Genomic DNA, 22,975 nt, shown 5'->3' with positions numbered 1-22,975 from the left:
AGGCGCGGCGAGGTTGCGACCTCAACCACGGTTGAGGTCAAGCGAAGAGACGGTGGGCGCGCTGGGCAGCGCGTCGAACAGGGTGCGTACCGGCGGCGGCACCCACGCCGCATCGAAGGGCACGACGGCGCGCACGCGGCCGGAAGCGGCCGGGCGCAGCAGTTCGACCGCCCTGCGGCCCACGCTCAGCGCATCGGGCCAGCCGGCGCAGGCATGGGCGCGGTTCTTCGGCGTGGACAGCGGGTGGGCCACGGCCAGCAGCTGCACGCGCACGCCCAGCGGGACGGCTTCCTCGTGCAGCACCTTGGCCAGCATGTGCAGGGCGGCCGAGCCGATCGAGGCGTGGCCGTGCCCGGCCCAGCCGCATTCGGTGGCCGGCCCGCCCAGGATCACGTAGTGGCGGGTGCCGTCCTGGTCCTGCAGCAGCGGCAGCAGATGGCGCGCCAGCGCCAGGTGCGCGACCACATCGTGCGACAGGCGCTGCTCCAGGCGGGCGGCGGGCTGGTCCAGCAGGCGCCCGCTGGTCGAGGGGGCGAACAGATGCGCGAACACGGCATGCAGGCGCACGCCATGCGCCCGCACCTGCTCCGCCAGCGCGGCGGCGGCCGCCTCGTCGAGCGGCAGCGGCTGGCGCAGCAGGTGCAGGCCGGGCTCTTCGCCATGGGCCTGGGCCAGCGCGTCCATCATCTCGCCCGGCGCGCCCACCGCCACGACCGGGCTGCCGGCCTCGATCAGCGCGGCGACCACGCCGGCACCGGCCGCGCCATCGGCGCCGAGCACCAGCGAGGCGGCCAACGGGGTGACGGGCTTGATCATCCCACTCATGGGAGTTTTCCTCCCGCCATCGGGATAATCCCGAAATCGCGACCCAGCCGACCGGTGACCCGGGCCGCACCCAGCTGATTGCGGCGGCTCGGGGCAAAGTCGCGGAAACCCGCGTCCTGGCGGGCGCGCAGCAAGGTAGAGACCGGTGAAATCTCCATTTTCCGGCGGTTCTCTGGGGCCAGGAAGCGGCGCAGGCGGGTCAGCAGGGACATGGCGGTGGGCCAGGTGATCAGGACAGGTCGCCACCTTAGGCCTGCATGCAGGACTTGATTAGTCCAGATTTAGGGGAATAATCATCCCGCTCCCGGTCCAATCCCTCTTCCCCCGCCAAGGAGGACTCCAATGTCCCACGATCTCAACGACACCCTGATCTTCGTCAAGGTGGTCGAGAAGGGCAGCTTCGTCGGCGCCGCCAGCGCACTGCGGCTGCCCAAGACCACGGTCAGCCGCAAGGTGCAGGAGCTGGAAACGCGCCTGGGCGCGCAGCTCCTGCACCGCACCACGCGCAAGCTAGGCCTGACCGAAGCCGGCAACGTCTACTACGAACACTGCCAGCGCATCGCGCGCGAACTGGCCGAGGCCGAGAGCGCCGTCGGCCAGCTGCACGCCGGCCCGCGCGGCTGGCTGCGCGTCACCGCGCCCTACTCCATCGGCATCGACAAGATCGCCCCGCTGCTCGGCGAGTTCCATGCGCGCCATCCGGAGGTGCGGGTGGAGATGCTGCTGAGCAACGAGCCGATGGACCTGATCGGTGGCGAGGTCGATGTGGCCTTGCGCCTGGGCAACCTGCCCGACTCCAACCTGATCGCACGCAAGCTGGGCGTGCTGTACACGCAGGTGTTCGCCGCCAACAGCTACATCGCCCGGCATGGCGAGCCGCTGCACCCGGACGATCTGCAGTACCACCGCACCTTCGCCATGACCAAGCACCGCCAGGGGCACAGCTACAGCTGGTCGCTGAACGATGGCAACGGCGCGCGGGAGTTCGCGATCAATCCGATCCTGGTGGCCAACGATCCGTCGGCGCTCAAGGGCGCGCTGCTGTGCGGCGAGGGTCTGCTGCTTTCGGCCGACGTGATGGTCAAGCCCTTCGTCGAGCATGGTCTGGTCCAGCGCGTGCTGGCCGGCTGGACGGGTGGCGAGTACGAGCTCAACGCGGTCTTCCCGCGCGGCCATGTGCAGTCGCCCAAGGTGCGCGCCTTCGTCGACTTCCTGCTCGAACGCCTCAACCTGGAGATCGACTACATGAGCGCGCACTGCCCGCTGATGAAGGCGCAGGCCGAGCAGGAACAGGACGCCGAGCACGATGCGCGCCACGACGGCAAGCGCATCCTGGAGGAAGTGCTGAGCTGAGGCGACAGGTGGCGGGCCGGCGCAGGTGTTGCGCCGGCTTCGCGCAATGGACACGAAAAAGCCGGCGCGAAGCCGGCTTTTTCGTGAGACTTGGTGGGCGGTGCAGGGATCGAACCTGCGACCCTTGCCGTGTGAAGGCAATGCTCTACCGCTGAGCTAACCGCCCTCGATGCGAGCCCTTGGGGCCGATCGGGGCGCAAATAGTAATGGCACTTCCCGGATCGGTCAAACCGTTTTTCTGGATCCTCTCCCGGGCAGGGGATTGCGGCGCGTGAGCGGTTCTTTGCCTGAGAGGGGCATCGGTCCGGACGGGTGTGGCAGCGCGCCGGACAGCATCGTTCGCGGCGCTGCCAAGTGCGACAAGTCCTCGCGGAATGCCGACCCAATCCCGCGCGAGCCGCCCGGTGGCTTTTTTTGGCCTAAAGCGACCCCACCCTGTAGAGCGGAGCTTGCTCCGCTAGGCCTTTCCGTCGATCCGGCCGAAATGCAGCGGAGCAAGCTCCGCTCTACAAGCAGGTCGCGATGTGATCGGAAGCGTGGCTTCCACCGAACAACGAGGCGGGGTTCGATCCGAGACAACGCCCGACCCGGCCACGACGTTCAGGCTGTCAGCGCTGGCATCTCCTTGAGCAGCTTGTCCAGCGTCACCGGGTAGTCGCGCACGCGCACGCCGGTGGCGTTGTAGACCGCGTTGGCGATCGCCGCGGCCACGCCGCAGATGCCCAGCTCGCCCACGCCTTTAGCCTTCATCGGCGAGACGATCGGGTCGGTCTCCTCCAGGAAGATCACTTCCTGGTGCGGGATGTCGGCGTGCACCGGCACCTCGTAGCCGGCCAGATCGTGGTTGACGAAGAAACCCAGGCGCTTGTCCACCACCAGCTCCTCCATCAGCGCCGCACCGGCGCCCATGGTCATCGCGCCGATCACCTGGCTGCGCGCGGACTTGGGGTTGAGGATGCGGCCGGCCGAACACACCGCGAGCATGCGGCGGATGCGGATCTCGGCGGTGGCGCTGTCCACCGCGACTTCGACGAAGTGGCCGCCGAAGGTGGACTGCTGGTACTTCTTGGCCAGATCGCCGTATTCCATCTTGTCCTCGGCCACCAGTTCGCCATCGGCCGCCGCGTCGGCCAGCTTCTTGCGCTGGCCGCCGGCCACGACCAGGCCGTCCTCGAAGCGGGCGCCGTTCGCGTCCATGCCGAACTTGCCCGCCACGGCCTCGCGCAGCTTGACGCAGGCCGCGTACACGCCGGCCGTAGAGCTATTGGCGCCCCACTGCCCGCCCGAACCGGCCGAGACCGGGAAGGACGAATCGCCCAGCTCCACCTTCACCCGCTCCAGCGACACGCCCATCATCTCCGCGGCGGTCTGGGCGAGGATGGTGTAGGTGCCGGTGCCGATGTCGGTCATGTCGGTCTGCACCGTGACCACGCCGTCAGCGCCCAGGCGCACGCGCGCGGCGGACTTCATGTTGAGGTTGTTGCGGAAGGCGGTGGCCATGCCCATGCCGATCAGCCAGCGCCCCTCGCGGCGGGTGCCGGGCTTGGCGCTGCGCTGGTTCCAGCCGAACTTGTCCGCGCCCATTCGCAGGCACTGGACCATGTGCCGCTGCGAGAACGGGCGCTCGGGATGGTTGGGATCGACCTGGGTGTCGTTGACGATGCGCAGTTCGACCGGGTCCATGGCCAGCTTCTCGGCCAACTCGTCCATGGCCACTTCCAGCGCCATCATCCCCGAGGCCTCGCCCGGGGCGCGCATGGCGTTGCCTTCGGGCAGGTCGAGCACGGCCAGGCGCATGGCGGTCATGCGGTTCTCGCCCGCGTAGAGCAGCTGGCTCTGCGAGACGGCGGTCTCCGGCTGGCCGCCTTCCAGATCGCCCGACCAGCTCTCGTGGCCGAACGCGGTGATCTTGCCCTCGCGCGTGGCACCCAGGCGGATGCGCTGCAGCGTGGCCGGGCGATGGGTGGTGTTGTTGATGATCAGCGGCCGCGGCAGGGTCACCTTGACCGGCCGCCCCACCGCCTTGGCGCCCAGCGCCGCCAGTACGGCATCGGAGCGCACGAACAGCTTCCCGCCGAAGCCGCCGCCGATATACGGCGACACCAGGCGCACCTTCTCCTTGGGAATACCCAGGGTCAGCGCCACGTCGCCCACGCTCCAGGCGATCATCTGGTTGGACGTCCACAGCGTCAGCTGATCGCCTTCCCACTGCGCGATGGAGGCGTGCGGCTCCATCATCGCGTGGCTGTGGTCGGGCGTGGTGTAGGTAGCATCCAGCTTGACCGGCGCGCTGGCGAAGGCGCCGGCGAAGTCGCCGTGCGCGGTGTCCTTGTTGTCCTGCGAATCGCTCGGCATCTTCGCCTGGCCCTTGGCCTTGGCCAGGTCGAAGGCGCCATCGCTGCGGGTGTAGTCGACCTTGATCAGATGCGCGGCGGCGCGCGCCTGCTCGAAGGTCTCGGCGACCACCAGCGCGACGGCCTGGTGGTAGTGCTGGATCTCCGGGCCGCCGAGCAGGTGCGCGGTATTCATCTTGCCCTTGCCCAGCTTGCCGGCATTGGCCGCGGTGACGATGCCGAGCACGCCGGGTGCGGCCTTGGCCGCATCGGTGTCGATCGAGCGGATGCGGCCCTTGGCGATGGTGGCGCACACCGGATAGCCATAGACCTGGCCGGGCGCCACGTCATGATGCTCGTAGGCATAAGGCGCGGTGCCGGTAGTCTTGAGCGGCCCATCGATGCGGTCCTGGGCGCGGCCGACGACCTTGCCCTGGTCGATCGGATTGGTGGTGGCGGGGGTATCGAATTTCATGCTCAGGCCCTCGCTTCGGCCAGGATCGCGCCCAGTGCACGCTCGACCAGCGGCAGCTTGAAGGCGTTGTGTTCGGATGTCTTGGCACCGGCCAGCAGCTGATCGACCACGGCCTTGACCCCCTGCGGCATGGCCGCGTCGGCCTCCGGCTTGCGCCAAGGCTTGTGCGCCACACCACCCAGCGCCACCGCGCCGCTTCCGTCGCGCTGCACGATCGCCGCCACCGACACCAGCGCGAAGGCGTAGGACGCGCGGTCGCGCACCTTGTGATAGACCTGCGTGCCGCCGACCGGCTTGGGCAGGGTCACGGCGGTGATGAACTCGCCGCGCTCCAGCGTGGTTTCCAGATGCGGCGTGGTGCCCGGCGCGCGATACAGAAGATCCAGCGGAATGCGCCGGGTCTTGCCCTCGGCGTTGGTGGTCTCCACCGTCGCGTCCAGCGCGCGCATGGCCACGGCCATGTCGCTGGGGTGGGTGGCGATGCAGGCCGGGCTGGCGCCAACGACGGCGAGGGTCCGGTTGAAGCCCTCGATCGCCGCGCAGCCGCTGCCGGGCATGCGCTTGTTGCAGGCCTGGGCGGTGTCGTAGAAGTACGGGCAACGCGTGCGCTGCAGCAGGTTGCCGGCCGTGGTCGCCTTGTTGCGCAGCTGGCCCGAGGCGCCGGACACCAGGGCGCGCGACAGCAGCGGGTAGTCGCGACGCACGACCTTGTCGGCGGCCAGGTCCGTGTTGCGCACCAGCGCGCCGATGCGCAGGCCGCCTTCGTCGGTGGCCTCGATGCGATCCAGCCCGACGCCGTTGACGTCCACCAGGTGGGTGGGCGTCTCGATCTGCAGCTTCATCAGGTCGATCAGGTTGGTGCCGCCGGCGATGAACTTGGCGTTCGGCGTCTTCAGCAGCGCGGCAGCGGCGTCCTTGGCCGATCCAGCACGCTCGTAGGAAAAGGCCTTCATGCGCGCTCTCCCGCCACGTCGCTCATCGCCTCGACGATGTTGGAATACGCACCGCAGCGGCAGATGTTGCCGCTCATGCGCTCGCGCACCTCGTCGACCGTGAACTTGGGCCTGGCCTCAAGATCGCCGGTGACATGGCTGGGCACGCCCTGCTTGATCTCGTCCAGCACCGCCACCGCCGAGCAGATCTGCCCAGGCGTGCAATAGCCGCACTGATAGCCATCGTGCTTGACGAAGGCGGCCTGCATCGGATGCAGGTTGCCCGGCTGGCCCAGGCCTTCGATGGTGGTGACCTTGCTGCCCTCGTGCATCACGGCGAAGCTCAGGCAGGTATTGATGCGGCGCCCGTCCACCAGCGCCGTGCAGGCGCCGCACTGGCCGTGGTCGCAGCCCTTCTTGGTGCCGGTCAGCTTGAGATGCTCGCGCAGCGCGTCCAGCAGCGTGGTGCGCGTATCGACTTCGAGCGTGACCGGCTTGCCGTTAACCTCGAAGGCGACCCGCAGCTTGCTGATCTTCTCCGGCGCGGCCGGCGCGGCCATGGCCTGCGCGGTGGACGGCAGACTGGCCGAGGCGGCGCCGGCCGTCGAGACGGCGCCGGTGATCAGCAGATCGCGGCGCGTGAGTTTCACGTCGAATGAGGGATTCATGCCTGGCTGTTCCTTCCAGCTGGGTGGGATGGCGGACGCGAGACGGATGGCGTGGCCGCCCGTTCGACAATCGAAGCTGACCGCTAGCCTCGCCCGATCCCCGGCCACGGCGCGTGAGGCCGATGTTCAGACCACGTGTTCGTGCGCGTCACGGGGTGACAGGTCCGTCAGAAGACTAGCGCGAGATGGTGTGCGCTTCACATGCAGTGGCGCTCGGCGCTGCGGGAAGACTGCGGTCGACTGTGGGGCTCCCCTCGCCCCGGCGCGATCGCGTCGGAGCGTCACAAGAACCGCCCTTGATCGGGCGGCTCGACCAAACGCGGTCAGTCACGCTGCCCGCTGGGGTCGGAATAGTCATGCTCGGGGTCGACCGGCGACTGCTTGGGATCCTCCGGCTTGTCACGGTGTTTGCGCAGCGCCTTTTCGTCGTTGAGCACCTTGTCCGGCGTGTGGCCCTTGGCATGGTCGCTGTGCGCATTGGCGACGTCGCGATGTTCCTCGTTGCCCTCGTCTCTCACCGCCGGCACGAAGGGCGAGATCGGGTCGCTTGCCGGAAAGGTTTCCTCCAGCGCCTCGTCGTGCTTGGCGTCCGGGTTCTTCAGATCGGTGTGGGGCTTGTCGTCGGCGGTGCGGGATATCATGGCGTCACTCCTGATGCAGGGCGCAGAACGAGCGCCGGTCGGTGCGGAATTGCCCAGCGCGCCTTTGCGCGTCCCTGATCTCGGCTTGTATCGAACGCGGTCAGGCCGAAGGTTGACGACGCCTGTTCGGCATCGTGCGCATCGGGGCAGGTCGAATCCACCCTGGACCCGGGCGCGTTACGGATTGGCGCGGGAATGTAGTGGAAACGCTGAGCTGCTTTTAACAGCGTCGCGAAAATTGCACCGCACCTAGTCAAGGCGCTATAGGCACTCGAAGAGACATCGACGCTCAGGTCGTATCCGAGCGGGTCCGACCCATTCGATCCCGCGCCTCTCTGGCCAACTCCTCGTACTTCTTGCGCAGCTCTTCCAGCGCCTGCTCGTCCAGTTCCTCAAGATCCAGCAGGGCATTGTTCGCGCCGCGCGTCGCATTGATCAGCTCGTCGATCTTGATCTGCATCGCCGCCGTATCGGCGTTCTGGGTGTGCTGGATCAGGAACACCATCAGAAAGGTGATGATCGTGGTGCTGGTATTGATGACCAGCTGCCAGGTGTCGTTGAACCCGAACACCGGACCGCTGCAGCCCCAGAGCACCACCGCCAGCGCCGCCGTCCCGAAGGCCCAGGGCGTGCCCGCGGCGTAGGCCGCCTTCTTGGCCATGGCGTTGAACCTGGTCTTCATGCTCATCGCGTTCTCCTAACGTCCGTCTCGGAATTCGGCGCAGCCAACGGCTTCGGGTTGCGGGGATGAGTTCCTCACCAACGGCAGACGGAACCCAGTTCCTTCGCACACCGGACAAAGTGCCCTGGCCGCTCGCGGTGAGCCGAACCCGTCTCGACGCTCGCATTTCCGTCCTTTTCCGGCGGTTGCTCGGCGCCGCTCGCGCGATACGGCGGCAGCACAAGCGCATCGCGCTCATCGGGGCGCTCCAGAGGCCAGGAACACAAGCCAACCTAGCCCTCCGATCGTCAACATCGGATCATGAGACAGCGCAGCCACGCCGCACGAAGCTCGAACAGGCCCGCACCGCATGAGATCGCCTTCGCAACGCGCGCTCAAACGACAAAGCCCCGATCTCTCGGGGCTTTTCACCTGTGCATGCCACTTGGTGCCCGGAGCCGGAATCTATAAGGCCGCCGCTGCGAGGTTTCCGGGAAATCTGGGGAGATTCTGGGATGCCCAGCCGCTACCCGGTCACTTCTCCCCGGGCCGACTCCACCCGCCGGCGCCATTGTGCACAGGGCGGTTCCGTATCTTCTCCGCCACCTCCGCACGCAGCCTGGCCTCGTGCCGGGCTGCCCACAGCTCGCACCCGCGCTTGCCGGCCTCGTAGCTCGAGCAGCGCCTCGTGACCAACGGCTCGCTGACTCCGCCCTTCTGGCACTCCAGGCGAGCGAACCACCCGCCGTCCACGCGATCCAAGAGCATTGCGACCTGCTCACCACCGGCCTCACCTGCCAGCTCGGCAGCCTGTCGTTCCAATTCGACCGCTCGGCGAACTGCCCATTGCGCCTTTCCAGGGTTCGTCTTCATGCCGGCATGATGCCGGCTGGCGGTCTCCCGGATTGCGACGGCCAGTCACGGGTCCGGCTTGTACTGGATGTTGTGGGTCGCGATCGTGCGGGTAGCCATTGTGCCGGCAAAGAACATCCGGTTGCCCAGGTCGGGCTTGCATACGCGCCTGGGGCCGATGAAGTGGGTCTGGCAAGCCTCCCAGCCGGCCTCGCGGGCATAGACCTCCTTGCCCGCTAGGTCGTCGGTCCTGCAGACGGTCCCATCCCGCATGTCCATCGGCGTCGAGCGCGACTGGATCACTGTGCCATTGGGCGTCAGGACAATGAAGCAATCCTCCGCACCCTCACCCATCGCCAATAGCGGGTGCTCGGCGATCTCGCCCGTCGCCACGTCGAAGCATTCGACTAGGTCGCCGACCTGGAGATCGCGCACGTAACGGCCATCCGGCAGTACCGAGGTCTCCCAATCGACGCACTGCCCAGGGTTGGTTGGATTCGTAGGCGTTGTCCCTCCGCCGCTGCCAGCCCTGGAGCGTCCGGAGTTGCTTTCCGCGGCATTGCTGGACTGGTTGTAGTTGTTAACGCTCACCTTCAATGAAAGGGCCTGCGAGTTCCCTTGCGTCGTGCGAGCACGGAACGCGACAGTGCTCCAACTATCCTGCGTGGTGTAGCGAAGCAAGAGTGGGATCATCGCCTTATTGCTTACATCCATGTTGACCGTCGTGATCTGTGTCCAACCTCCGCCGTCGTATTGAACCTCAAGCACCAGGGTCTCTGTGTTACGGCTGCCAGCGCAAAGCACGTCCAGGAAGACATCCATCCGCTGTGCAGCAAACCTCTTCCCGCTATATCCGGAGCCGTATCCAGGCCCGATGAAGCCATCGCAGGACTGGGTGAAGTTCTGCCACCCGCTACCGTCGATGCTGGAGAACGAGACATCTTGGATGCTGAACGGCGCAAGACGCCCGCCCCCGGTGTGGATGCGAGTCGACCCAATCTCCATCGCAGACGATTGGAGCAAGGAGGACTTCATCACACCCGTGATCGTCAGGTTCCCCCCGCTGTAGCTCAACAGGTGCGACGCATCGACTGGGTCCACCACGTTAAAGTAACCAGCCAGCACATCGAAAGACGTGCGCGAACCGTTGTTGACTGACTGCCAGCCAGAAACAAGCGTTCCCACTGTCAGGCTAAGAGTGTACGTAGCGTTGAACTGGCCGGTCAGGGTGTTGAGGCTGACGCTGAGCGCTTGGGTGGCAGAGGCGTATTTCGAATCGACGCCTTGGCTGCTCGGCGACCAACTAGAGGGCGTAGTCTTGGACGCGGTGACAACCTCAACCATCGCCTGCGTCAGGAACACATATGGATCGCTGCCACCGTTCGCGACACCAAAAATCTGCAGCGTCGCCGCTACTGCGCTAGCCGGCGGTTTGCGCGGCGCGGTGTAGAGCCGTTTGTACCCAGATAGCGAACGACCGCCGGCGGCTTCGGCGTTGTTGGTCACTGACGAGTAAATCTCATCGACGCCGTTGCCATTGGCGTCAAGGAACACCAACGACATATTGATCATGCAACGGTGCGCGCCGGTATAAACGCTGGCCTGGTAATACTGGGTGTTATCGATTGGAAACCTAGCCGACCGAACAACGCTTTGGCTTGAGGGTGTTCCGCCCACAGTCCAGCCAAAGTTAGAGCCACCGCCAGGTACCCAATCCGGTGCCGCAAGGTTGCGCGTGAGCGTTGCGTTCCAGTTGTTAACGATGAAGATCCAGCCCGTCAGATCGCCCTCCGCGGTAGGGTTTGGCAAGATATTTCCACCGCCAGCGGATGTCGCTTTCACCTGGGTGATAGCGGCGGCGTTCGCGGCCAGGCCGGTGTTCGGGTCGCCGACCTGGGACTGCAAAAGACTCGTGGCCTGCGCAGTTGTTGACGATCCATACGTGCCGATGGAGATCCACTGAACGTCAGCAATGTCACCGCTTGCTGAAGCAAAATCGAAGCGCAGCTGAGTTATGTTGTTGCCCAGCCAATCGGCGACGCCTGACATGTCCCAAGTCACGACCTCGTACGCACCACCAGACGCCGGGGTGTGATCGCCGACTGCCTGATGATTGCCGTCCAGCCCGTGCGAAGGCGTGCCCCAGAACAACCGGAGATCCCACGGAGCGGATCCGTTTCGACGGCGAACAAGCGCGCGGACGATGTAAGCCGTCGATCCCCTGAAATTGAGATCCATGCGATACAGCTGAGGATCGTTGTTGGTCGACTCCAGAGCAGCGGCGCCGTGGTCACCGCCGTTGATTGGGAAGAACGCGGTGGAGATGTTGGCAGTCTGCCAACCTGACAGCGTGCCCTGAAAATCCCAGCCGAGCACGGCAACATAAGGCGCCCGCATCGCTGCGGTGACCCCATCCACGCGCAAACCGAGTGCCTCATCGCGCGTCGCGCTGGCGTGGTCGTAGGCGGTCACCGTCGCTTCCGATGCGGCTCGGCCACCGTCAGCGGGCAGCTTGGCGAGAACACCATCGACGCGCTCGCCCAGGGCTGTGTCCCGCCCCGCACTGGCGGTCTCCGCCGCCACGACGCGCGCTTCGTTCGCGAGCTTGTCCGTCCCGGTGGGCATGCGCGCTTCAACGGCGGCTGTCCTGTTGGCAACACTCAGCACAGCAGTAGTGCGTGCGCTGACCTCCTCCTGTACTGACGCCTGGGTGGCGAGCTGCCCGGCGCCAGCAGGCATGCGGGCCTGGACTGCATCGAGTTGCTGGGCCTCGCTGGCGATGGCCGAGGCGTTGGCGGTACCCATGGAAATGCTGGCCGCCACGGCCTCGCCCAGCGAGTCGTAGTTGCCGACCGACTGCCAATCGTTGCCGCTGCCGCTCGCGCCGGGCTCGACGCTGTTGTTCGCCCGCAGCGCCCGGTACAGTGTGCCATTGTGCTTGACCAGATCGCCCGCCGGGTAATCCTTGCCGCTCACCCACTCATCAGCACCGATGATGTCGGCGACCTGGGCACCGATCACGTCCGCGTGGGCAATGGCCGCGTCGCGCGCGGCGTTGGCCTTGTCCGTCGCGTCCTGCGCGGCCTGTGCGATCGCCGCGGCGTCGGCGTTGAAGCGGTCGATGATCTCCTGCGTCACCTTCTGGCTCGCGTCGGCGGCTTCGTCGCCGATAGCGCCCAGCTGCTCGCCCAGGTTCGCGCCGAGCGTCTGAGTGACGATCCTGGCATCGGGGGACAGCGTGCCGCTTGTGTTGCGCGAGCGGCAGGCAAACGTCCAAGTTCCAGAGGCCGGCAGGACCGCCTCAAACGCCGCGGCGTGGTAGCCGGTGTCTCCGAGCGGCGTCATGGTCTCCCAGGCCGGCGCGGTGACGCTCCCGGCGGTGTAGCGGATCTCCACGCCGGCGAAGTCGGCCGACTGGATCGTGTCGTCGCTATAGCCCCAAGAGTACCGGCGAACGCCTCCCGACAACTCTTCGACCGTGAATGTGTCCACCAGCACCGGCGGCGCATCGGCGCCTTGGGTTGTGTAGATCAGGCTGACGGCAGTCCCAGCCTCACCATCGAGGTTGTATGGGCGCACAGTGATCGGATAAGTGCCGGCGCCCGGGATGCGCCAGCGCGCCGTGCGGCCGGTGGTCTCTGCGACCAGCTCCAACTCGGCATTGCCATCGGTATCACAGTACGCGCGCGTAACGCCAACCGGGCCGCTTACATCGAAGGTAGCGACCAATTCTGTGAAGACGGTGTCGCCCTGCACGACCAGCGATTCGGTCACCACCAGGTGGCTTGCTGTAGGCTTGGTCTGCAGCAGACTCTGGTTGTCCGGCTTCCGGTACGTGCCGTCAATCACATAATCCCAGAACTCATCGCTCTCCGGCACAACCCTGATGCTGGCTCCCTTGAGGTCCGACTGAGGCTCGATGCTTGTGACACGGACGCGATAGCCCGGGGTCTGCTTGAAGTCGTAGATCCAGATGTAGTCATGCGCTTCTTTTTCGACCCCGGGGAGAGCGGCATCCCCAGGCCAAGGTTCGGCCAGCTCGATATCGCGCGACTGCGCGCCGAAGCTGCGCACCTGCAGAACCCGGTAGACCCGCTCGCCCGGCACACGCACACCGATGTAGGCATTGCCCTCTGCCGGCGGCGGCACAGCCTCGTCCAGAGACAGCCTGGTGACACCGCTCGCGGTAGAAGAAGCCGTCAGGCGCCCACCGTAACCCCACTGGGTCATGTCATGCTGTAGCGGCAGCACCGACATCCGCCTATAGGTCATGTGTTCCAGATCAGTGTCATAGCTGATCGATTTGTATTGGTACAGGCTCTGGGCCAGGTGATACCGGGCCATCCGCGCCGCGTGCACTGCGCTGGTGACGCCCTCGCCCGATACCTTGGCCGGATTGAGCGCCACCTCCACGCCTGGAGCGTTGACGTAGATGGTCTGGCTGGACCAGGTGTCCCGATCGAAGTAGGTGTACTCGATGCCGTCGGCCGCGGACACAAGCGAGTAGTCGAGCCTGAAGCTAGACTTCTTGATGGTAGCCATGTTGACCACGCCGCTGACGGGCTGGTCGGCGCCGGCCCACACGACGGAGAATTTTCCGCCGGCCCAGCTGATCTCGCCCATCCCGGCCAACGCGATCGTGTTGCACACCTCGTCGTGGGACTTGGCGTCCTTGACGATGTAATCGTACGTATAGCCATTGGCCGCGCAGTGGAGCATGAAGCCCTTGAGGGCTTCGATGTCGATCATGTCATCGGTCAGGCCTAGGCCGGCATAGCGGATGGTCTTGCCCGCCTTAACGATCGCGTGGCCACGTGCGTACTTGAGCAGTTGGGCGCCGGGGTTGGACAGGCCACTGGCCCGGTCGGTTGCGGTCGCCCACGTGGTGCCATTCCAGATCGGCAACGGCTCAGCCCGGACGACGCCACGGATTTCGTCTGGATAGCCGTTGAGCTGGCCGGTAGCCTTGATGCGCACACCGATGCGAGGGATGCCCGTGTAATCGGCATCGTCGGCTTGGACGCTTCCAAGGGTGGTCCACTGGAACTTGTTGGTCTGCTGGTTCTTGCCCTCGTAGTTGCCGTCGCCGCGGATGCGCGCCTGCAGGTCGTACTGGCCGCGCGGCAAGTCCGCCGACAGCGTCGTGCGACGGACCGTGGTCTGGTCCTTGCTTGTGAATGTGCGCGTCAACAGTGGCTGCCAGGCTGACGCACCCACCGGCCTGTATTGCACCTCGACCGTCTCGCTGACCTGGTATTCCTTGCCGCTGGTGCCGGTGCCACCCAGCATGTATTCCAGGTTGATCTGCACCGCCACCGTGTTCGCGCTGGTCGTGCGTTGGACCCAGGCCTTGGTCGTGGGCAGCTCCGCTCCGTCGATGGTGTCGACGTTGCTGTAGATCGGGATGTCCTGTTCGGGCATGCCCGGGAATCCGGCGTACCACGTCGACACCCCATCGAAGCTGCTCAGCAGCGCGTCGCCGTTGTACAGCGGCCCGATCGATTCGCAGTTCAGGCCAGGCTGGAACAGCATTGCCACGTACTGCTTATTGCCCTCGTAGTAGGTATAGGGCTGGGCCAGGTAATCCGGCGTGCTGCGGACCTCGCCAAACACAAGCGCGAACGGCTCGTAGGGCCGCATCGCGTTGCGGGCTGCACCGATGTTGTAGACGCTGTCTTTGGAGGCCGCGCCACTGGCACTGGGCGGCTTGGGCGCCAGGACCGCATTGATCAGCATGGAGCCGGCGATGAATGCCGCGCTGTAGATCACGCTGGTGCTGACGCCGAGCGCGGTACTCAAGCCACCGGCCCATGTGGCACCAGCGCCGGCGGTGAAGTAAATCAGCACCGCCATGGCGATGTAGTACAGAGCGTTGTCGCCCAGGCCGCCGCGCACCTCAATCACGTGACCGTTCTTCGGCCGGGCCAGGTGCCACATGTGCCGAGGGATCTCGCGGCCGCCGATGGTCACGCGCCACGGCTTGCCGTCCAGGTCCGGCACGTGCCGCTGCAGGAACGCGTACAGGCTTTCGCCGGGCTGGAGGGCCCACTGTTCTCTCCGCTGGTTATCCAGCAGGATCGGGTGCGGTGTGACAACGAGGGGAGTCATGACGCCCACGTGTAGATTCCTTCGATCTTGGCGCCGAACTTCGGCAGGTCTGCTGCAGCGTGCGTCGTGCTGAACGGCACGCCGGCGCCGACATGCAGCACCCAAGGCCGATGCGCAAGCCAAAAGTAGAGCCCAACGTGGGTCGGCACGGCCAGCCCACGGTCGAACATCAGCACCAGGTCGCCGTCGCGCGGCGTGTCGGTGGGCACAGCAAGCTGGCGCGCCACGGACGACACCATCGGCAGCCGCTTAAGCCCGCGCGGGTGGCCGCCGGGCAACTCGATGTGGCGGCCGAAAAGCGCCAGCGATGCCTCGCGAACCAGGTCCACGCAGTCAAACGAATCCGGGTCGTAGGCACGCCCGATGAAGGGGTCCAGCGCAGAGGCACGCATCAGTGCACCCCGGGGGTCAACTCAGGGGTGAAGCGCTTGTTCATCGCCTGCTGGCGCATGAGGAAGTCCATACCGCATTGCGCGGTGGCGCGCTCAGGCTCCACCGAGACGACCGACATAGGGAGTACCCATGTCTCCTCGATCTTGTCCGGATCCGCGCGGCTTGCAAGCATCATCTTGGCCATCACCAGCTCGTTGGGACCGACCCGCTCCAGCTCTTCGGTCAGGCCGCGGCCGACGTTGGTGATCACGATGCTGGTACGCGGCGTCTCGCCGGCGACGTCATTGAGCAGTGTGAATCCGAACTGGAAGCCCAGATACTCCAACCCGTTGCTGGTCCACGACTTGGTGTCATTGGCGATCAACAGCGGGCCACTCCAGGCGTCGCAGGTGATCTGCAGCAGGGCGATGATGCCGTCGGTGTCGGTGACGCGCTGGATTTGCTCCACAAAAGCAGCGCTGGTCATCGCAGGTACTCCACAACTACGGACCGCTGAAAATCCGCGATCTCCGCCTGGCCCGGCGCAAGCTCACCGATACTGCCGTTCTCAAACCTGCACGTCAGCGACTGCCCCGTCACCGGATGCGTCATAGTGAAAAATCCGATGCGTGCCAGCGGGCCGAAGTACCAATCCTCAAATGCCAGTGCGTCGGCCAGGTCGTAGAAGTACAGCGTCAGCGCGTCCTTCATGAGCACTTGGCTGTTGAGCAAGCGTTGCTTGGGAAAGCCGCGCTCCATGTCGGTGCGAAGGATCGACGGGTCGAAGCTGCGCCGCATGCTGTCGAACACGACCTTCGCATAAGCAGGGAATGCTTCCATCAGACTGGCTCCTTCCAGCCGTAGCGACGTTTGCCAGCGCGTCCGACCTTTCCGCCATTGGCGATGTCGTCTGCCACAGCGTCGAGCACAATGTTGATCAGCGAGGTGCCGTCCGGTTGCTCCGTTATGGTGGCCTGCGCCGTCGCCGGCGCACCGTTATTGACAAGCTCGACCTTGATGTCGCGCCGACCGCCGACCATCCTCACGCCACCGCTGGCGCCGACCAAGCCGCCATCCGCATAGCCCCGTGCGCTGCGGATGCTGGCGAGCATGGCCATGAAGCCGCTCGGGCCGCCAATGGCGGCGACGTCGCGTTGGCTGAGGACGCCTTCGCCGGCATGGACAATGCCCGCTGGCTGGAACTTGGTGCCGGGGCCCGTGTACCAGCTGGCCGGAGCGGGCGGCATCCCACCTTCGGCCAGCTGGGTGCGCGTCCAGTCGAGCGAGTTGGGATTGAAGGCGCCGTAGTTGCCGGTCGCCTGGGCCTGGCTCGTAGCCGCATTGCCGAACCAACCGGCCACCAGATTGCCAAGGCCGAGGATCAGCTGTTTCGCCGCGATCCGCTCGAGGTCCTTGATGATGGAATCGGCCATGTCCTTGGACGAGACCTTCGACCGGGACGCCGCGGAGACCACCACATCTTCGAGCGAAGTCAGCACATCACCTGTGGCGCTGGCGACCTGCGACGCGAGATCGGAAGCGCCTTGGGCATAGTTAGCCCAAGCGGCACGGGCGCCGTTCGTCCAGTCCGCCTCAGCGTCGGCGAGCTCGCCATACTTCGCCTTGATGAGATCGATGCGCTCTACGGTCTTTTCATGCAGCGCGGCACGCTCTGCGTCGAAACGCACCTGGTCGATCTGGTTGGCGTTGAGTTGGGCCTGCAGGTCCAGCAGCTTGTCCGCCTCGTCGGCGTAGGCGTCATTGATCCGCTGCTGGATCTCGTACTCGCGGTCGCCCATGCCCACCTTATCGACCATCGTCTGCAACTGACGCCCCAGCGCAACATTGCTGGCCTGCAGCGCGGCGGTGTAACTGTCGATGGCGACCTGGCGCGCCTTGAGCGCCTTGGCTTCTTCCGCGGCCAGATTGGCCTGCGCCGCGGCGCCGTTCGTGCGCGCAACGGCGAGCTGCGACTCAAGCTGTGCTATCTGCTCGTTGACGGCAATCGCGTCCTTTCCGCTGACGGCTTGCTGCTTGAGATAAGCGATCTGCTTCTCGAGCGCGCCAGTCTGGGCATCCACGCCCTGTTGGGTCAGCGTGCGGAGCTTGGCGTAGTACTCCTCCACGGTGATCTCGCGGGCATCGTATTGCGCCTTCAAGGCGTCCGTGCTGGCCTTGAGCTGGGCCTGCTCCTGCGCCAGGCTGTCCTTGAAGCCTTGAAGCCCTGCGTTTCGCGTTGCATTGGCGATTGCGGACGCGCCGCCCTTTTTCTCGTACTTCTTGTTGATCCCTGCAACCAGCGCGTCACGGTTGGCCGCGATGCGCTTGGCGAGGTCCTTGTTGCCTGAGGCTTCCGCGTTGAAGATGCCGAGGCGCGCCGCGCCCATGGCCCTCTCGATCTCGCTGGCGCGCTTCTGCTCCCTACTCTGGTACTGCTCCAGCTCCTGAGATTGACTGATGGCGGTCTCGTTGGCCTGCGCCGCCTGCATCTTCTGGTTGGCCTCCTTGGTCGCCTTGATGTTGGCGTCCTGCAGCTTGGCCATCTCTGCCTTGAACGAAGCGATCTTGTTCTGCAGCAAGCCACTGCGGCGATCATTCGGGCCCATTGTTTCGAGCAGGGCCTGCATCCTCGTGACTTGACCTTCCAGCTCCTGGAAGCGGGACTGGCCAGAGTCAGCGCGGCCTACGTTGAGCATCGCGCTCCACGCGGCGGCTGCAGCACCCTTAACGCCGTTCCAGGCGCGCTGAAGCGTGCCAAGGCTGGCCTCGGTCTCCTCACGGATCTTCATCGCAGCGGCGTGAGCAGCCTCCGTCGCGACGCGGGCCGCTTCCTGTCGATCGCCCTGGTCATCGAGTGCCTTGATCTGCTCATAGATCGATGCGGTCAGGAAATGCATGCTCTCGTCGAGCTTGAGCACGCCTGCAACAGGATCCTTCGCAAGCGCCGCGAAGTCCTCAACGGTCTGCTCAATAGCGCGCCCGGTGGCGTGCTCCATGGCCTCGGCCGCTTCAGCGACCAGCCGGAAGTTGGCACCCGCGATCTTGCCGTTGGCCGCCACCGCGGCCAGCGACTCAGCTGCCTTGGCCTGCGTCAGATCTCCTTGCGCCAGCGCTTCAGACATCGCCACCATCTGGTCCGTGGTCACCCCAGCCACGCTGCCGGTCGCGGCTAGCGCCGTGGCATAGGCAGTTTGCTCCTGCGCGCCCTTGTACCAAGCCAACGCCAGGACACCCACCGCCGCGGCCGCTACGGTGTACGGGTTCACCAGGCTCAGCAGCGCCTTGCCAACATCCTTGAAGCCGAAGCCCATCTGGCCGGCCATGTCCCGGATCTGGCCACCCTGCTGCAGCAGCACGGTGGTGAATGGCATGCCCCCCTGCAGGCTGGTGATGATGTCCGTGATCTGCGGCTGGAGGGCCGCTAGTACCTTGGACGTCTCCACCCCATCCTTGCCGACCTGGGAGATTGGATTCTTGGACGGCAGCGGCGCTGCCGCGCTCTTCTTGAACGCCTCAACCTGACGCTGGACCAGCCCCAGCCCCTGCTTGATGTCGTTGAGATCCGCGCTGATGCGGACGCGGAGGTTGGCGGTCTGGTCGGCCATCAGTGCAGGGTCCGGAGGTAGTTGGTCCAGTCGTTCTTGTCGGCACCCATCGCCACGCGGGTGGCGACGGCGCTGCGGGCTTCACGGTGGCGATCGTCACGCGCAGCGGCGGCGGTGAAGCCGCGCAGCTGCGCGAGCGTCATGCCGAGGACGTCGGGGAGGCGGTATCCGCGGCTGACGAGGTAGTGGATGTGGTCGGCCCAACCGAGGGGCTCGCCTGCGCCGGCGCGCTGGACTTGGGCACCGCCGCCTTGGCCAGCAGCGCGGGCAGGCGCTGGCTGAAAAAATCCTTGTTCACCGCCACGACCGCCTCCACCAACGCGGTGACCTCGTCCAGGCTGCCATCGGCGATGAACGCCGCGTCCTCTCCGGTGGCGATGGACAGCGCCTCGGCCAGGGATCCTGCGTCCTGCTCGAGCAGATCCAGGATCACCGCCCCCACCTGGAGCGGCTGCGCCTCGCCCAGCAGGCCGGCGGCCACCGAGACGCGCGCGATGATCGTGCGCGCGGCGGTGATGAACGGCCCGATCTGGCGCAGCTTCAGCGGCTCCAGCGCCAGCGCCTTGCCCCGGAAGCTGACCGTGCGCGTCGGCACGGTCAGCACATCGGCGTCGTCGTGGCCGCTCACGCGATGATGACCGCGTTGAAGTATTGGGACTTGCCAGCCGGCTTGCTGGTGTCGGCCAGCAGGCCGCCGGTCACCTGGAAGCTGCCGAACTGGTCGCCGATCAGCGCCATCTCCTGCAGCACGCCGCCGCTGACCTTGTAAGCATTCAGGCGGACCGGCTTGCCACTGCGGGCCTCATTGAGGCCGGCGAAGAGGAACTCGTAGTTCTTCTGCGAGGTCGTCTGCGCCTCCACGCGCTGGCCCGCCACGTTGGTGTAGGTCACCTTGACGTTGGCCGCACCGGCCACCGGTGCCGGGATGCTGCTGGTGGCCGGGATGTAGAGCATGCCGTCGCGCAGCTCGTAGTCGGTGCCGGCGGCGTAGGTCGTGCTGCCGCTGGCGCCCTTGACGGTGGTGATGGTGGCCGCGGGATTGAGCAGCGGCGTGCTGCCGCCGAGGTAGGCCACGGCGGTCTCATCGGTCACGGTGCCAGCGGTGATGGCCGAGGCGATGCCGCGCGTGGCGCGCGCCAGGTTGTCGGGCGAGAGATCGGTGAAGGTGTAGGCGAGCTGCCAGCCAGTCACGCGATCGACCTGGTTGCGGGTGCCGCCGCCGGGCTGGGTGCTGTCGGCCAGCACAATCGAGTTGGTCTGCGGGGTCAGGGCGACCGCGCTGCAGTTGCCCACCTCGACGAAGGGGGCGGCCGAGCCGAACTCTCGCACCAGCAGTTTGCCGCTGCCCAGGTAGCTGTAGTCTTCCATTGTGATGTCCTCGGGTAGGAGCCGCTCGGGCGGCGGGTTATCGGATGGGGATGTGGGTCTGGTAAGTGATCAGCGCGCCGTTCCAGCCCAGGCCGGCGAGCGGCTGGCCGAAGTCGACGCCGACGTAGCGCGGCCACTGGACCCCGACTGGAAACCGGTCCATCGACGGCCGGTCCATCGCCGCTTCGACATCGCTGATGACGTCATCGAGGCGGTCCTGGGCCTCGTCCAGGTCGGCTGGCACACGCACCGCGACGATGAGCGTGGTCAAGCGCGTGCGCGCCACGGCGGCGGCGTCAGCAGGGCGTTGCTGCTTCTCGATCAGCAGCGCCAGCACGGGCTCGGTCAGCGTGCCGGGGATCTGCGCGGGCTCGGTGGTGACATTGAGCCCGGCGTCGGTGTTGAAGCCATTGGCGGTGGTGATGATGGACAGCACGTCCTTCATGGCCGCCAGGAGCTGCTTGCGAGGACTGTCAGCCACGAGACACCACCCAGCGCACGATCGACTCGTCGGACAGGCCTTCGACCTCGGCATCCAGGCGGAAGGCCTCGCCGTCTGTTCCATCGGCGCGCAACAGGACCAGGGCGCCAAGGCGCACAGGCTGGACCTGGGCCCGCTGGAAGCCGACGACCACATGGGACGCCGCGACATCGGCCACGCCGTTGCCGTACTCGGTCATCTGCCGGTCCACCAGCACATCGCAAGGCACGCCCGCGACCGCGCCCGGCGCGGTGTAGCGCGCGCGATCACCCACTCCGGCGGCCTGAAAGGCGCCGAACGCCATCGCGTCAAACCCGCGCAGGAAGTCGGCCTGGCTCATGCCCACCCCCGGCGCGCCGCATCGGCCATGGCCTTGTCCAGCTCGCGGTCGGTGAAGAACGGCATCAGCTTCAACCAGGTGCGCTCAGCAGCGCCGAACAGGTCCAGCCGGGGCGCGTAGGTCGGCGCGCGGCCCACGAAGTTGTAGACCTTGGTCAGGTCGTGCTTGCCGTCGCGCACATAAACGCCGGGCGACAGGTGCGCCGTGTGGTTGCCGACCGTACCCACCTCCTTGCCCTGACGGCTGACGGCAAAGAAGCGGCGGTTGCGCGCCTGCTTGAGCGACTTGCCGCGGGCGCGGCGATTACGGAAGACCTTGGCGTCGGCGTCCTCGTTGCTATTGGCATCGAACTGCGCACCCAGCTGCGACAAGATCTGCTGCACCACGCCGTTGCGCACGTTGCCGTGGCTGTCCATGAGGGTGTTGTCGGCGACCGCCACCGCGAACTCGCCGGGCCGCAACCAGCCTGCGCGCCGCAGCCCCCGGTCGATGCCGCGATCGTGGCCCAGGCCACCGAAGACCTGCGGCATCAGGTAGCGCGCAGGCGGCGTGCCCTTGGCGGCCTCGTCGCGGATGAAGACCTCAGCCGCGCCCGCCTCGCGCGTGCCATCGTCTCCGCGCGTGTATCGCGCCTTGCGCAGGTAGACGGAATTCACCGTGAGCTTGACCGGCGCGTCCAACTGGGACTGGATGAGCCGATCCCACTGGTACTTGATCTCGCCCGCCACGCCGTTGACCGCTTGCATGAGGGCATAGGGCAACTGGCGCTGCTCGAGATCGGTCAGCGTGCGGCTGCAGCTGCCGTTGCCGTCCACGTCGAACACCAGCAGGCTCACGGCTTGCCTCCCAGGTCGGAAGACACAGACACCGGCGTGCCCTGCACAGCGCGAATCTGGCGCAGCTGGCTCTCGTAGCGCTCCAGGCACTGGCGCCGGCCGCGCGCGACCACCAGCACGTCTTGCAGCGGGCCGTCGGCGACCCAGCGGCAGGCCTCGGTCATTTCGTCCGGGATCGGCACGTAACGCGCCTCAGGCACGCGGATGATGATCGGCGCAGGCACTGGCTGGACCGGCTGCACCTTGTTGCGCGCGCATGCGCCGACACCCAGCACCGCGAGCAGCAGACCGAACCGAAAGCCATAGCGCGCCAGGCGCCGGGCGGCGAAGGCAACGGCGCGCATCAATACCCCCTCAGCGCGGGGCAGGCCGCCGCCATCGCATCGAGTGCCGCAATGCACTCGGGCGGGCGCTGGTCGTACTGCTGCCGGTAGGACTTGGCGCCGGCATCGGCCTTGGCCTTCTCCGACGCGGTCTGCGCCGCCAACTGGGCGTTGCGGGCCTGCAGGGCGCGCATCTTCTCGGCCTCGGCGTCCAGGTTGTCCTTGATCGTGCCCATGGCCGAGCGCAACGCGTCGTAGTTCTGCTGCAGCGTGGCGGCGTCCATGGTCGCCTTGTCGGCCGCAGCCTTGGCGTCGGCGCGGCACTGGGTGACCTGGCGAGTGACGACCACGATCTGCTGGCCCTGGCGGTACGAGGCCAGGCATGCCACCGCGAGCAGCACGGCCAGCACCGCGCAGCAGGCCTTCAGCCAGTTGCCTGGGCGGCGCAGCCAGCCCAGCAGGTCCGCCGCCCAGCCGAACACCAGGCCGACGGCCGCGTTGAGGAACGCCAGCACGCCGCTCATGCGTCACCCGCCCGGCGCTTCCACGGGTAGACGAACAGCACGGTCAGACCGATGCGCAGGACCAGCAGGTACCAGGGCGCGACGTAGCTGTGGCGGTCCAGATCGCGCAGGAAGATGCCCAGCATGCCCAAGGCGATGGCCATGTAGCACAGCGCGCAAAGGACGCCCGTGGCGTAGTGGCGCCGGTCGCCGCCGCCCACCTGCAAGAGCGCGAGCTTCCAGGTGCAGCCGCAGAACACGGCCATCGTGGACACCAGGTTGACCAGGTAGGGCATGCT

Annotated in this window: 22 protein-coding genes and 1 tRNA gene; 1 reads left to right on the top strand and 22 read right to left on the bottom strand. The window is 66.3% G+C overall.

The window, feature by feature from the left end:
- Window positions 1-21: 21 nt before the first annotated feature.
- Together EAT51_RS08035 and EAT51_RS08030 are read right to left on the bottom strand one after the other, a co-directional pair.
- Window positions 22-825 (bottom strand): SDR family oxidoreductase, encoded by an 804-nt coding sequence (locus tag EAT51_RS08035; protein WP_130561480.1) that lies wholly within the window; start codon window positions 823-825, stop codon window positions 22-24.
- Window positions 822-1,037: a hypothetical protein gene (locus EAT51_RS08030; protein WP_130522355.1), complete on the bottom strand. Its 216-nt coding sequence runs from the start codon at window positions 1,035-1,037 to the stop codon at window positions 822-824. The genes EAT51_RS08035 and EAT51_RS08030 overlap by 4 nt, the downstream gene beginning before the upstream one ends.
- Before the next feature lie 130 nt (window positions 1,038-1,167).
- On the opposite strand from EAT51_RS08030, the gene EAT51_RS08025 reads away from it, so the two are divergent.
- Entirely contained in the window at window positions 1,168-2,178 is a 1,011-nt protein-coding gene (locus EAT51_RS08025; protein WP_130519581.1) for a LysR family transcriptional regulator, read from the top strand.
- Between the two features lie 91 nt (window positions 2,179-2,269).
- Here EAT51_RS08025 and EAT51_RS08020 read toward each other — a convergent pair.
- From EAT51_RS08020 to EAT51_RS07930, 20 genes are all read right to left on the bottom strand, one after another.
- Window positions 2,270-2,344, bottom strand: a tRNA-Val gene (locus EAT51_RS08020).
- Between the two features lie 434 nt (window positions 2,345-2,778).
- Window positions 2,779-4,986, bottom strand: a complete 2,208-nt coding sequence (gene paoC / locus EAT51_RS08015; RefSeq protein ID WP_130519579.1) for an aldehyde oxidoreductase molybdenum-binding subunit PaoC — start codon at window positions 4,984-4,986, stop codon at window positions 2,779-2,781.
- Window positions 4,987-4,988: 2 nt separating this feature from the next.
- Window positions 4,989-5,939 (bottom strand): FAD binding domain-containing protein, encoded by a 951-nt coding sequence (locus EAT51_RS08010; RefSeq protein ID WP_130519577.1) that lies wholly within the window; start codon window positions 5,937-5,939, stop codon window positions 4,989-4,991.
- A complete protein-coding gene (paoA, locus tag EAT51_RS08005; protein WP_130519575.1) occupies window positions 5,936-6,586 on the bottom strand; it encodes an aldehyde dehydrogenase iron-sulfur subunit PaoA in 651 nt (216 codons plus the stop codon). The genes EAT51_RS08010 and paoA overlap by 4 nt, the downstream gene beginning before the upstream one ends.
- Window positions 6,587-6,909: 323 nt before the next feature.
- The gene (locus EAT51_RS20595; protein WP_228257862.1) at window positions 6,910-7,227 is read right to left on the bottom strand and encodes a hypothetical protein; all 318 of its coding nucleotides are present in this window, start codon (window positions 7,225-7,227) and stop codon (window positions 6,910-6,912) included.
- Window positions 7,228-7,516: 289 nt separating this feature from the next.
- Window positions 7,517-7,915, bottom strand: a complete 399-nt coding sequence (locus EAT51_RS07995) for a low affinity iron permease family protein (protein WP_130519573.1) — start codon at window positions 7,913-7,915, stop codon at window positions 7,517-7,519.
- An 891-nt stretch (window positions 7,916-8,806) separates the two neighbouring features.
- Window positions 8,807-14,848 carry a host specificity factor TipJ family phage tail protein gene (locus tag EAT51_RS07990; protein ID WP_130561479.1) on the bottom strand — a complete coding sequence of 2,014 codons (6,042 nt, stop codon included), beginning with the start codon at window positions 14,846-14,848 and terminating at the stop codon, window positions 8,807-8,809.
- Window positions 14,845-15,240: an NlpC/P60 family protein gene (locus EAT51_RS07985; protein ID WP_130561478.1), complete on the bottom strand. Its 396-nt coding sequence runs from the start codon at window positions 15,238-15,240 to the stop codon at window positions 14,845-14,847. The genes EAT51_RS07990 and EAT51_RS07985 overlap by 4 nt, the downstream gene beginning before the upstream one ends.
- Entirely contained in the window at window positions 15,240-15,707 is a 468-nt protein-coding gene (locus EAT51_RS07980) for a DUF1833 family protein (RefSeq protein WP_130532612.1), read from the bottom strand. The genes EAT51_RS07985 and EAT51_RS07980 overlap by 1 nt, the downstream gene beginning before the upstream one ends.
- The gene (locus EAT51_RS07975) at window positions 15,704-16,060 is read right to left on the bottom strand and encodes a hypothetical protein (RefSeq protein WP_130532613.1); all 357 of its coding nucleotides are present in this window, start codon (window positions 16,058-16,060) and stop codon (window positions 15,704-15,706) included. The genes EAT51_RS07980 and EAT51_RS07975 overlap by 4 nt, the downstream gene beginning before the upstream one ends.
- Window positions 16,060-18,825: a phage tail length tape measure family protein gene (locus EAT51_RS07970; RefSeq protein ID WP_130554064.1), complete on the bottom strand. Its 2,766-nt coding sequence runs from the start codon at window positions 18,823-18,825 to the stop codon at window positions 16,060-16,062. The genes EAT51_RS07975 and EAT51_RS07970 overlap by 1 nt, the downstream gene beginning before the upstream one ends.
- Window positions 18,825-18,968 carry a hypothetical protein gene (locus EAT51_RS20275; protein WP_165422006.1) on the bottom strand — a complete coding sequence of 48 codons (144 nt, stop codon included), beginning with the start codon at window positions 18,966-18,968 and terminating at the stop codon, window positions 18,825-18,827. Before EAT51_RS20275 ends, EAT51_RS07970 begins: the two co-directional genes overlap by 1 nt.
- Window positions 18,965-19,453, bottom strand: coding sequence for a hypothetical protein (locus EAT51_RS07965; protein ID WP_130561477.1), 489 nt, complete (start codon window positions 19,451-19,453; stop codon window positions 18,965-18,967). The genes EAT51_RS20275 and EAT51_RS07965 overlap by 4 nt, the downstream gene beginning before the upstream one ends.
- Complete coding sequence (locus EAT51_RS07960; RefSeq protein WP_130561476.1) at window positions 19,450-20,193, bottom strand: phage tail tube protein; 744 nt, start codon at window positions 20,191-20,193, stop codon at window positions 19,450-19,452. The genes EAT51_RS07965 and EAT51_RS07960 overlap by 4 nt, the downstream gene beginning before the upstream one ends.
- A gap of 37 nt (window positions 20,194-20,230) precedes the next feature.
- Complete coding sequence (locus EAT51_RS07955) at window positions 20,231-20,638, bottom strand: hypothetical protein (RefSeq protein WP_130554067.1); 408 nt, start codon at window positions 20,636-20,638, stop codon at window positions 20,231-20,233.
- Between the two features lie 28 nt (window positions 20,639-20,666).
- Complete coding sequence (locus EAT51_RS07950) at window positions 20,667-21,014, bottom strand: hypothetical protein (RefSeq protein WP_130554068.1); 348 nt, start codon at window positions 21,012-21,014, stop codon at window positions 20,667-20,669.
- Complete coding sequence (locus tag EAT51_RS07945; protein WP_130561475.1) at window positions 21,011-21,829, bottom strand: hypothetical protein; 819 nt, start codon at window positions 21,827-21,829, stop codon at window positions 21,011-21,013. Before EAT51_RS07945 ends, EAT51_RS07950 begins: the two co-directional genes overlap by 4 nt.
- 17 nt (window positions 21,830-21,846) lie before the next feature.
- Complete coding sequence (locus tag EAT51_RS07940) at window positions 21,847-22,194, bottom strand: hypothetical protein (RefSeq protein WP_130554070.1); 348 nt, start codon at window positions 22,192-22,194, stop codon at window positions 21,847-21,849.
- A complete protein-coding gene (locus EAT51_RS07935) occupies window positions 22,194-22,697 on the bottom strand; it encodes a hypothetical protein (protein WP_130554071.1) in 504 nt (167 codons plus the stop codon). Before EAT51_RS07935 ends, EAT51_RS07940 begins: the two co-directional genes overlap by 1 nt.
- Window positions 22,694-22,972, bottom strand: coding sequence for a hypothetical protein (locus tag EAT51_RS07930; protein WP_130554104.1), 279 nt, complete (start codon window positions 22,970-22,972; stop codon window positions 22,694-22,696). Before EAT51_RS07930 ends, EAT51_RS07935 begins: the two co-directional genes overlap by 4 nt.
- Window positions 22,973-22,975 lie beyond the last annotated feature (3 nt).

This window comes from Pseudoxanthomonas winnipegensis (assembly GCF_004283755.1).
GTDB classification, from domain to species: domain Bacteria; phylum Pseudomonadota; class Gammaproteobacteria; order Xanthomonadales; family Xanthomonadaceae; genus Pseudoxanthomonas_A; species Pseudoxanthomonas_A winnipegensis.
Note: the sequence above shows the minus strand (reverse complement) of the source record. Positions and strands in the feature narration are given on the sequence as shown.

Bases quoted from the DNA above. Each gene is read 5' to 3' on its own strand.
- EAT51_RS08035 (WP_130561480.1), bottom strand. From the start codon at position 825: ATGAGTGGGATGATCAAGCCCGTCACCCCGTTGGCCGCCTCGCTGGTG.
- EAT51_RS08030 (WP_130522355.1), bottom strand. From the start codon at position 1,037: ATGTCCCTGCTGACCCGCCTGCGCCGCTTCCTGGCCCCAGAGAACCGC.
- EAT51_RS08025 (WP_130519581.1), top strand. From the start codon at position 1,168: ATGTCCCACGATCTCAACGACACCCTGATCTTCGTCAAGGTGGTCGAG.
- paoC (WP_130519579.1), bottom strand. From the start codon at position 4,986: ATGAAATTCGATACCCCCGCCACCACCAATCCGATCGACCAGGGCAAG.
- EAT51_RS08010 (WP_130519577.1), bottom strand. From the start codon at position 5,939: ATGAAGGCCTTTTCCTACGAGCGTGCTGGATCGGCCAAGGACGCCGCT.
- paoA (WP_130519575.1), bottom strand. From the start codon at position 6,586: ATGAATCCCTCATTCGACGTGAAACTCACGCGCCGCGATCTGCTGATC.
- EAT51_RS20595 (WP_228257862.1), bottom strand. From the start codon at position 7,227: ATGATATCCCGCACCGCCGACGACAAGCCCCACACCGATCTGAAGAAC.
- EAT51_RS07995 (WP_130519573.1), bottom strand. From the start codon at position 7,915: ATGAGCATGAAGACCAGGTTCAACGCCATGGCCAAGAAGGCGGCCTAC.
- EAT51_RS07990 (WP_130561479.1), bottom strand. From the start codon at position 14,848: ATGACTCCCCTCGTTGTCACACCGCACCCGATCCTGCTGGATAACCAG.
- EAT51_RS07985 (WP_130561478.1), bottom strand. From the start codon at position 15,240: ATGCGTGCCTCTGCGCTGGACCCCTTCATCGGGCGTGCCTACGACCCG.
- EAT51_RS07980 (WP_130532612.1), bottom strand. From the start codon at position 15,707: ATGACCAGCGCTGCTTTTGTGGAGCAAATCCAGCGCGTCACCGACACC.
- EAT51_RS07975 (WP_130532613.1), bottom strand. From the start codon at position 16,060: ATGGAAGCATTCCCTGCTTATGCGAAGGTCGTGTTCGACAGCATGCGG.
- EAT51_RS07970 (WP_130554064.1), bottom strand. From the start codon at position 18,825: ATGGCCGACCAGACCGCCAACCTCCGCGTCCGCATCAGCGCGGATCTC.
- EAT51_RS20275 (WP_165422006.1), bottom strand. From the start codon at position 18,968: ATGACGCTCGCGCAGCTGCGCGGCTTCACCGCCGCCGCTGCGCGTGAC.
- EAT51_RS07960 (WP_130561476.1), bottom strand. From the start codon at position 20,193: ATGGAAGACTACAGCTACCTGGGCAGCGGCAAACTGCTGGTGCGAGAG.
- EAT51_RS07955 (WP_130554067.1), bottom strand. From the start codon at position 20,638: ATGAAGGACGTGCTGTCCATCATCACCACCGCCAATGGCTTCAACACC.
- EAT51_RS07950 (WP_130554068.1), bottom strand. From the start codon at position 21,014: ATGAGCCAGGCCGACTTCCTGCGCGGGTTTGACGCGATGGCGTTCGGC.
- EAT51_RS07940 (WP_130554070.1), bottom strand. From the start codon at position 22,194: ATGCGCGCCGTTGCCTTCGCCGCCCGGCGCCTGGCGCGCTATGGCTTT.
- EAT51_RS07935 (WP_130554071.1), bottom strand. From the start codon at position 22,697: ATGAGCGGCGTGCTGGCGTTCCTCAACGCGGCCGTCGGCCTGGTGTTC.
- EAT51_RS07930 (WP_130554104.1), bottom strand. From the start codon at position 22,972: ATGCCCTACCTGGTCAACCTGGTGTCCACGATGGCCGTGTTCTGCGGC.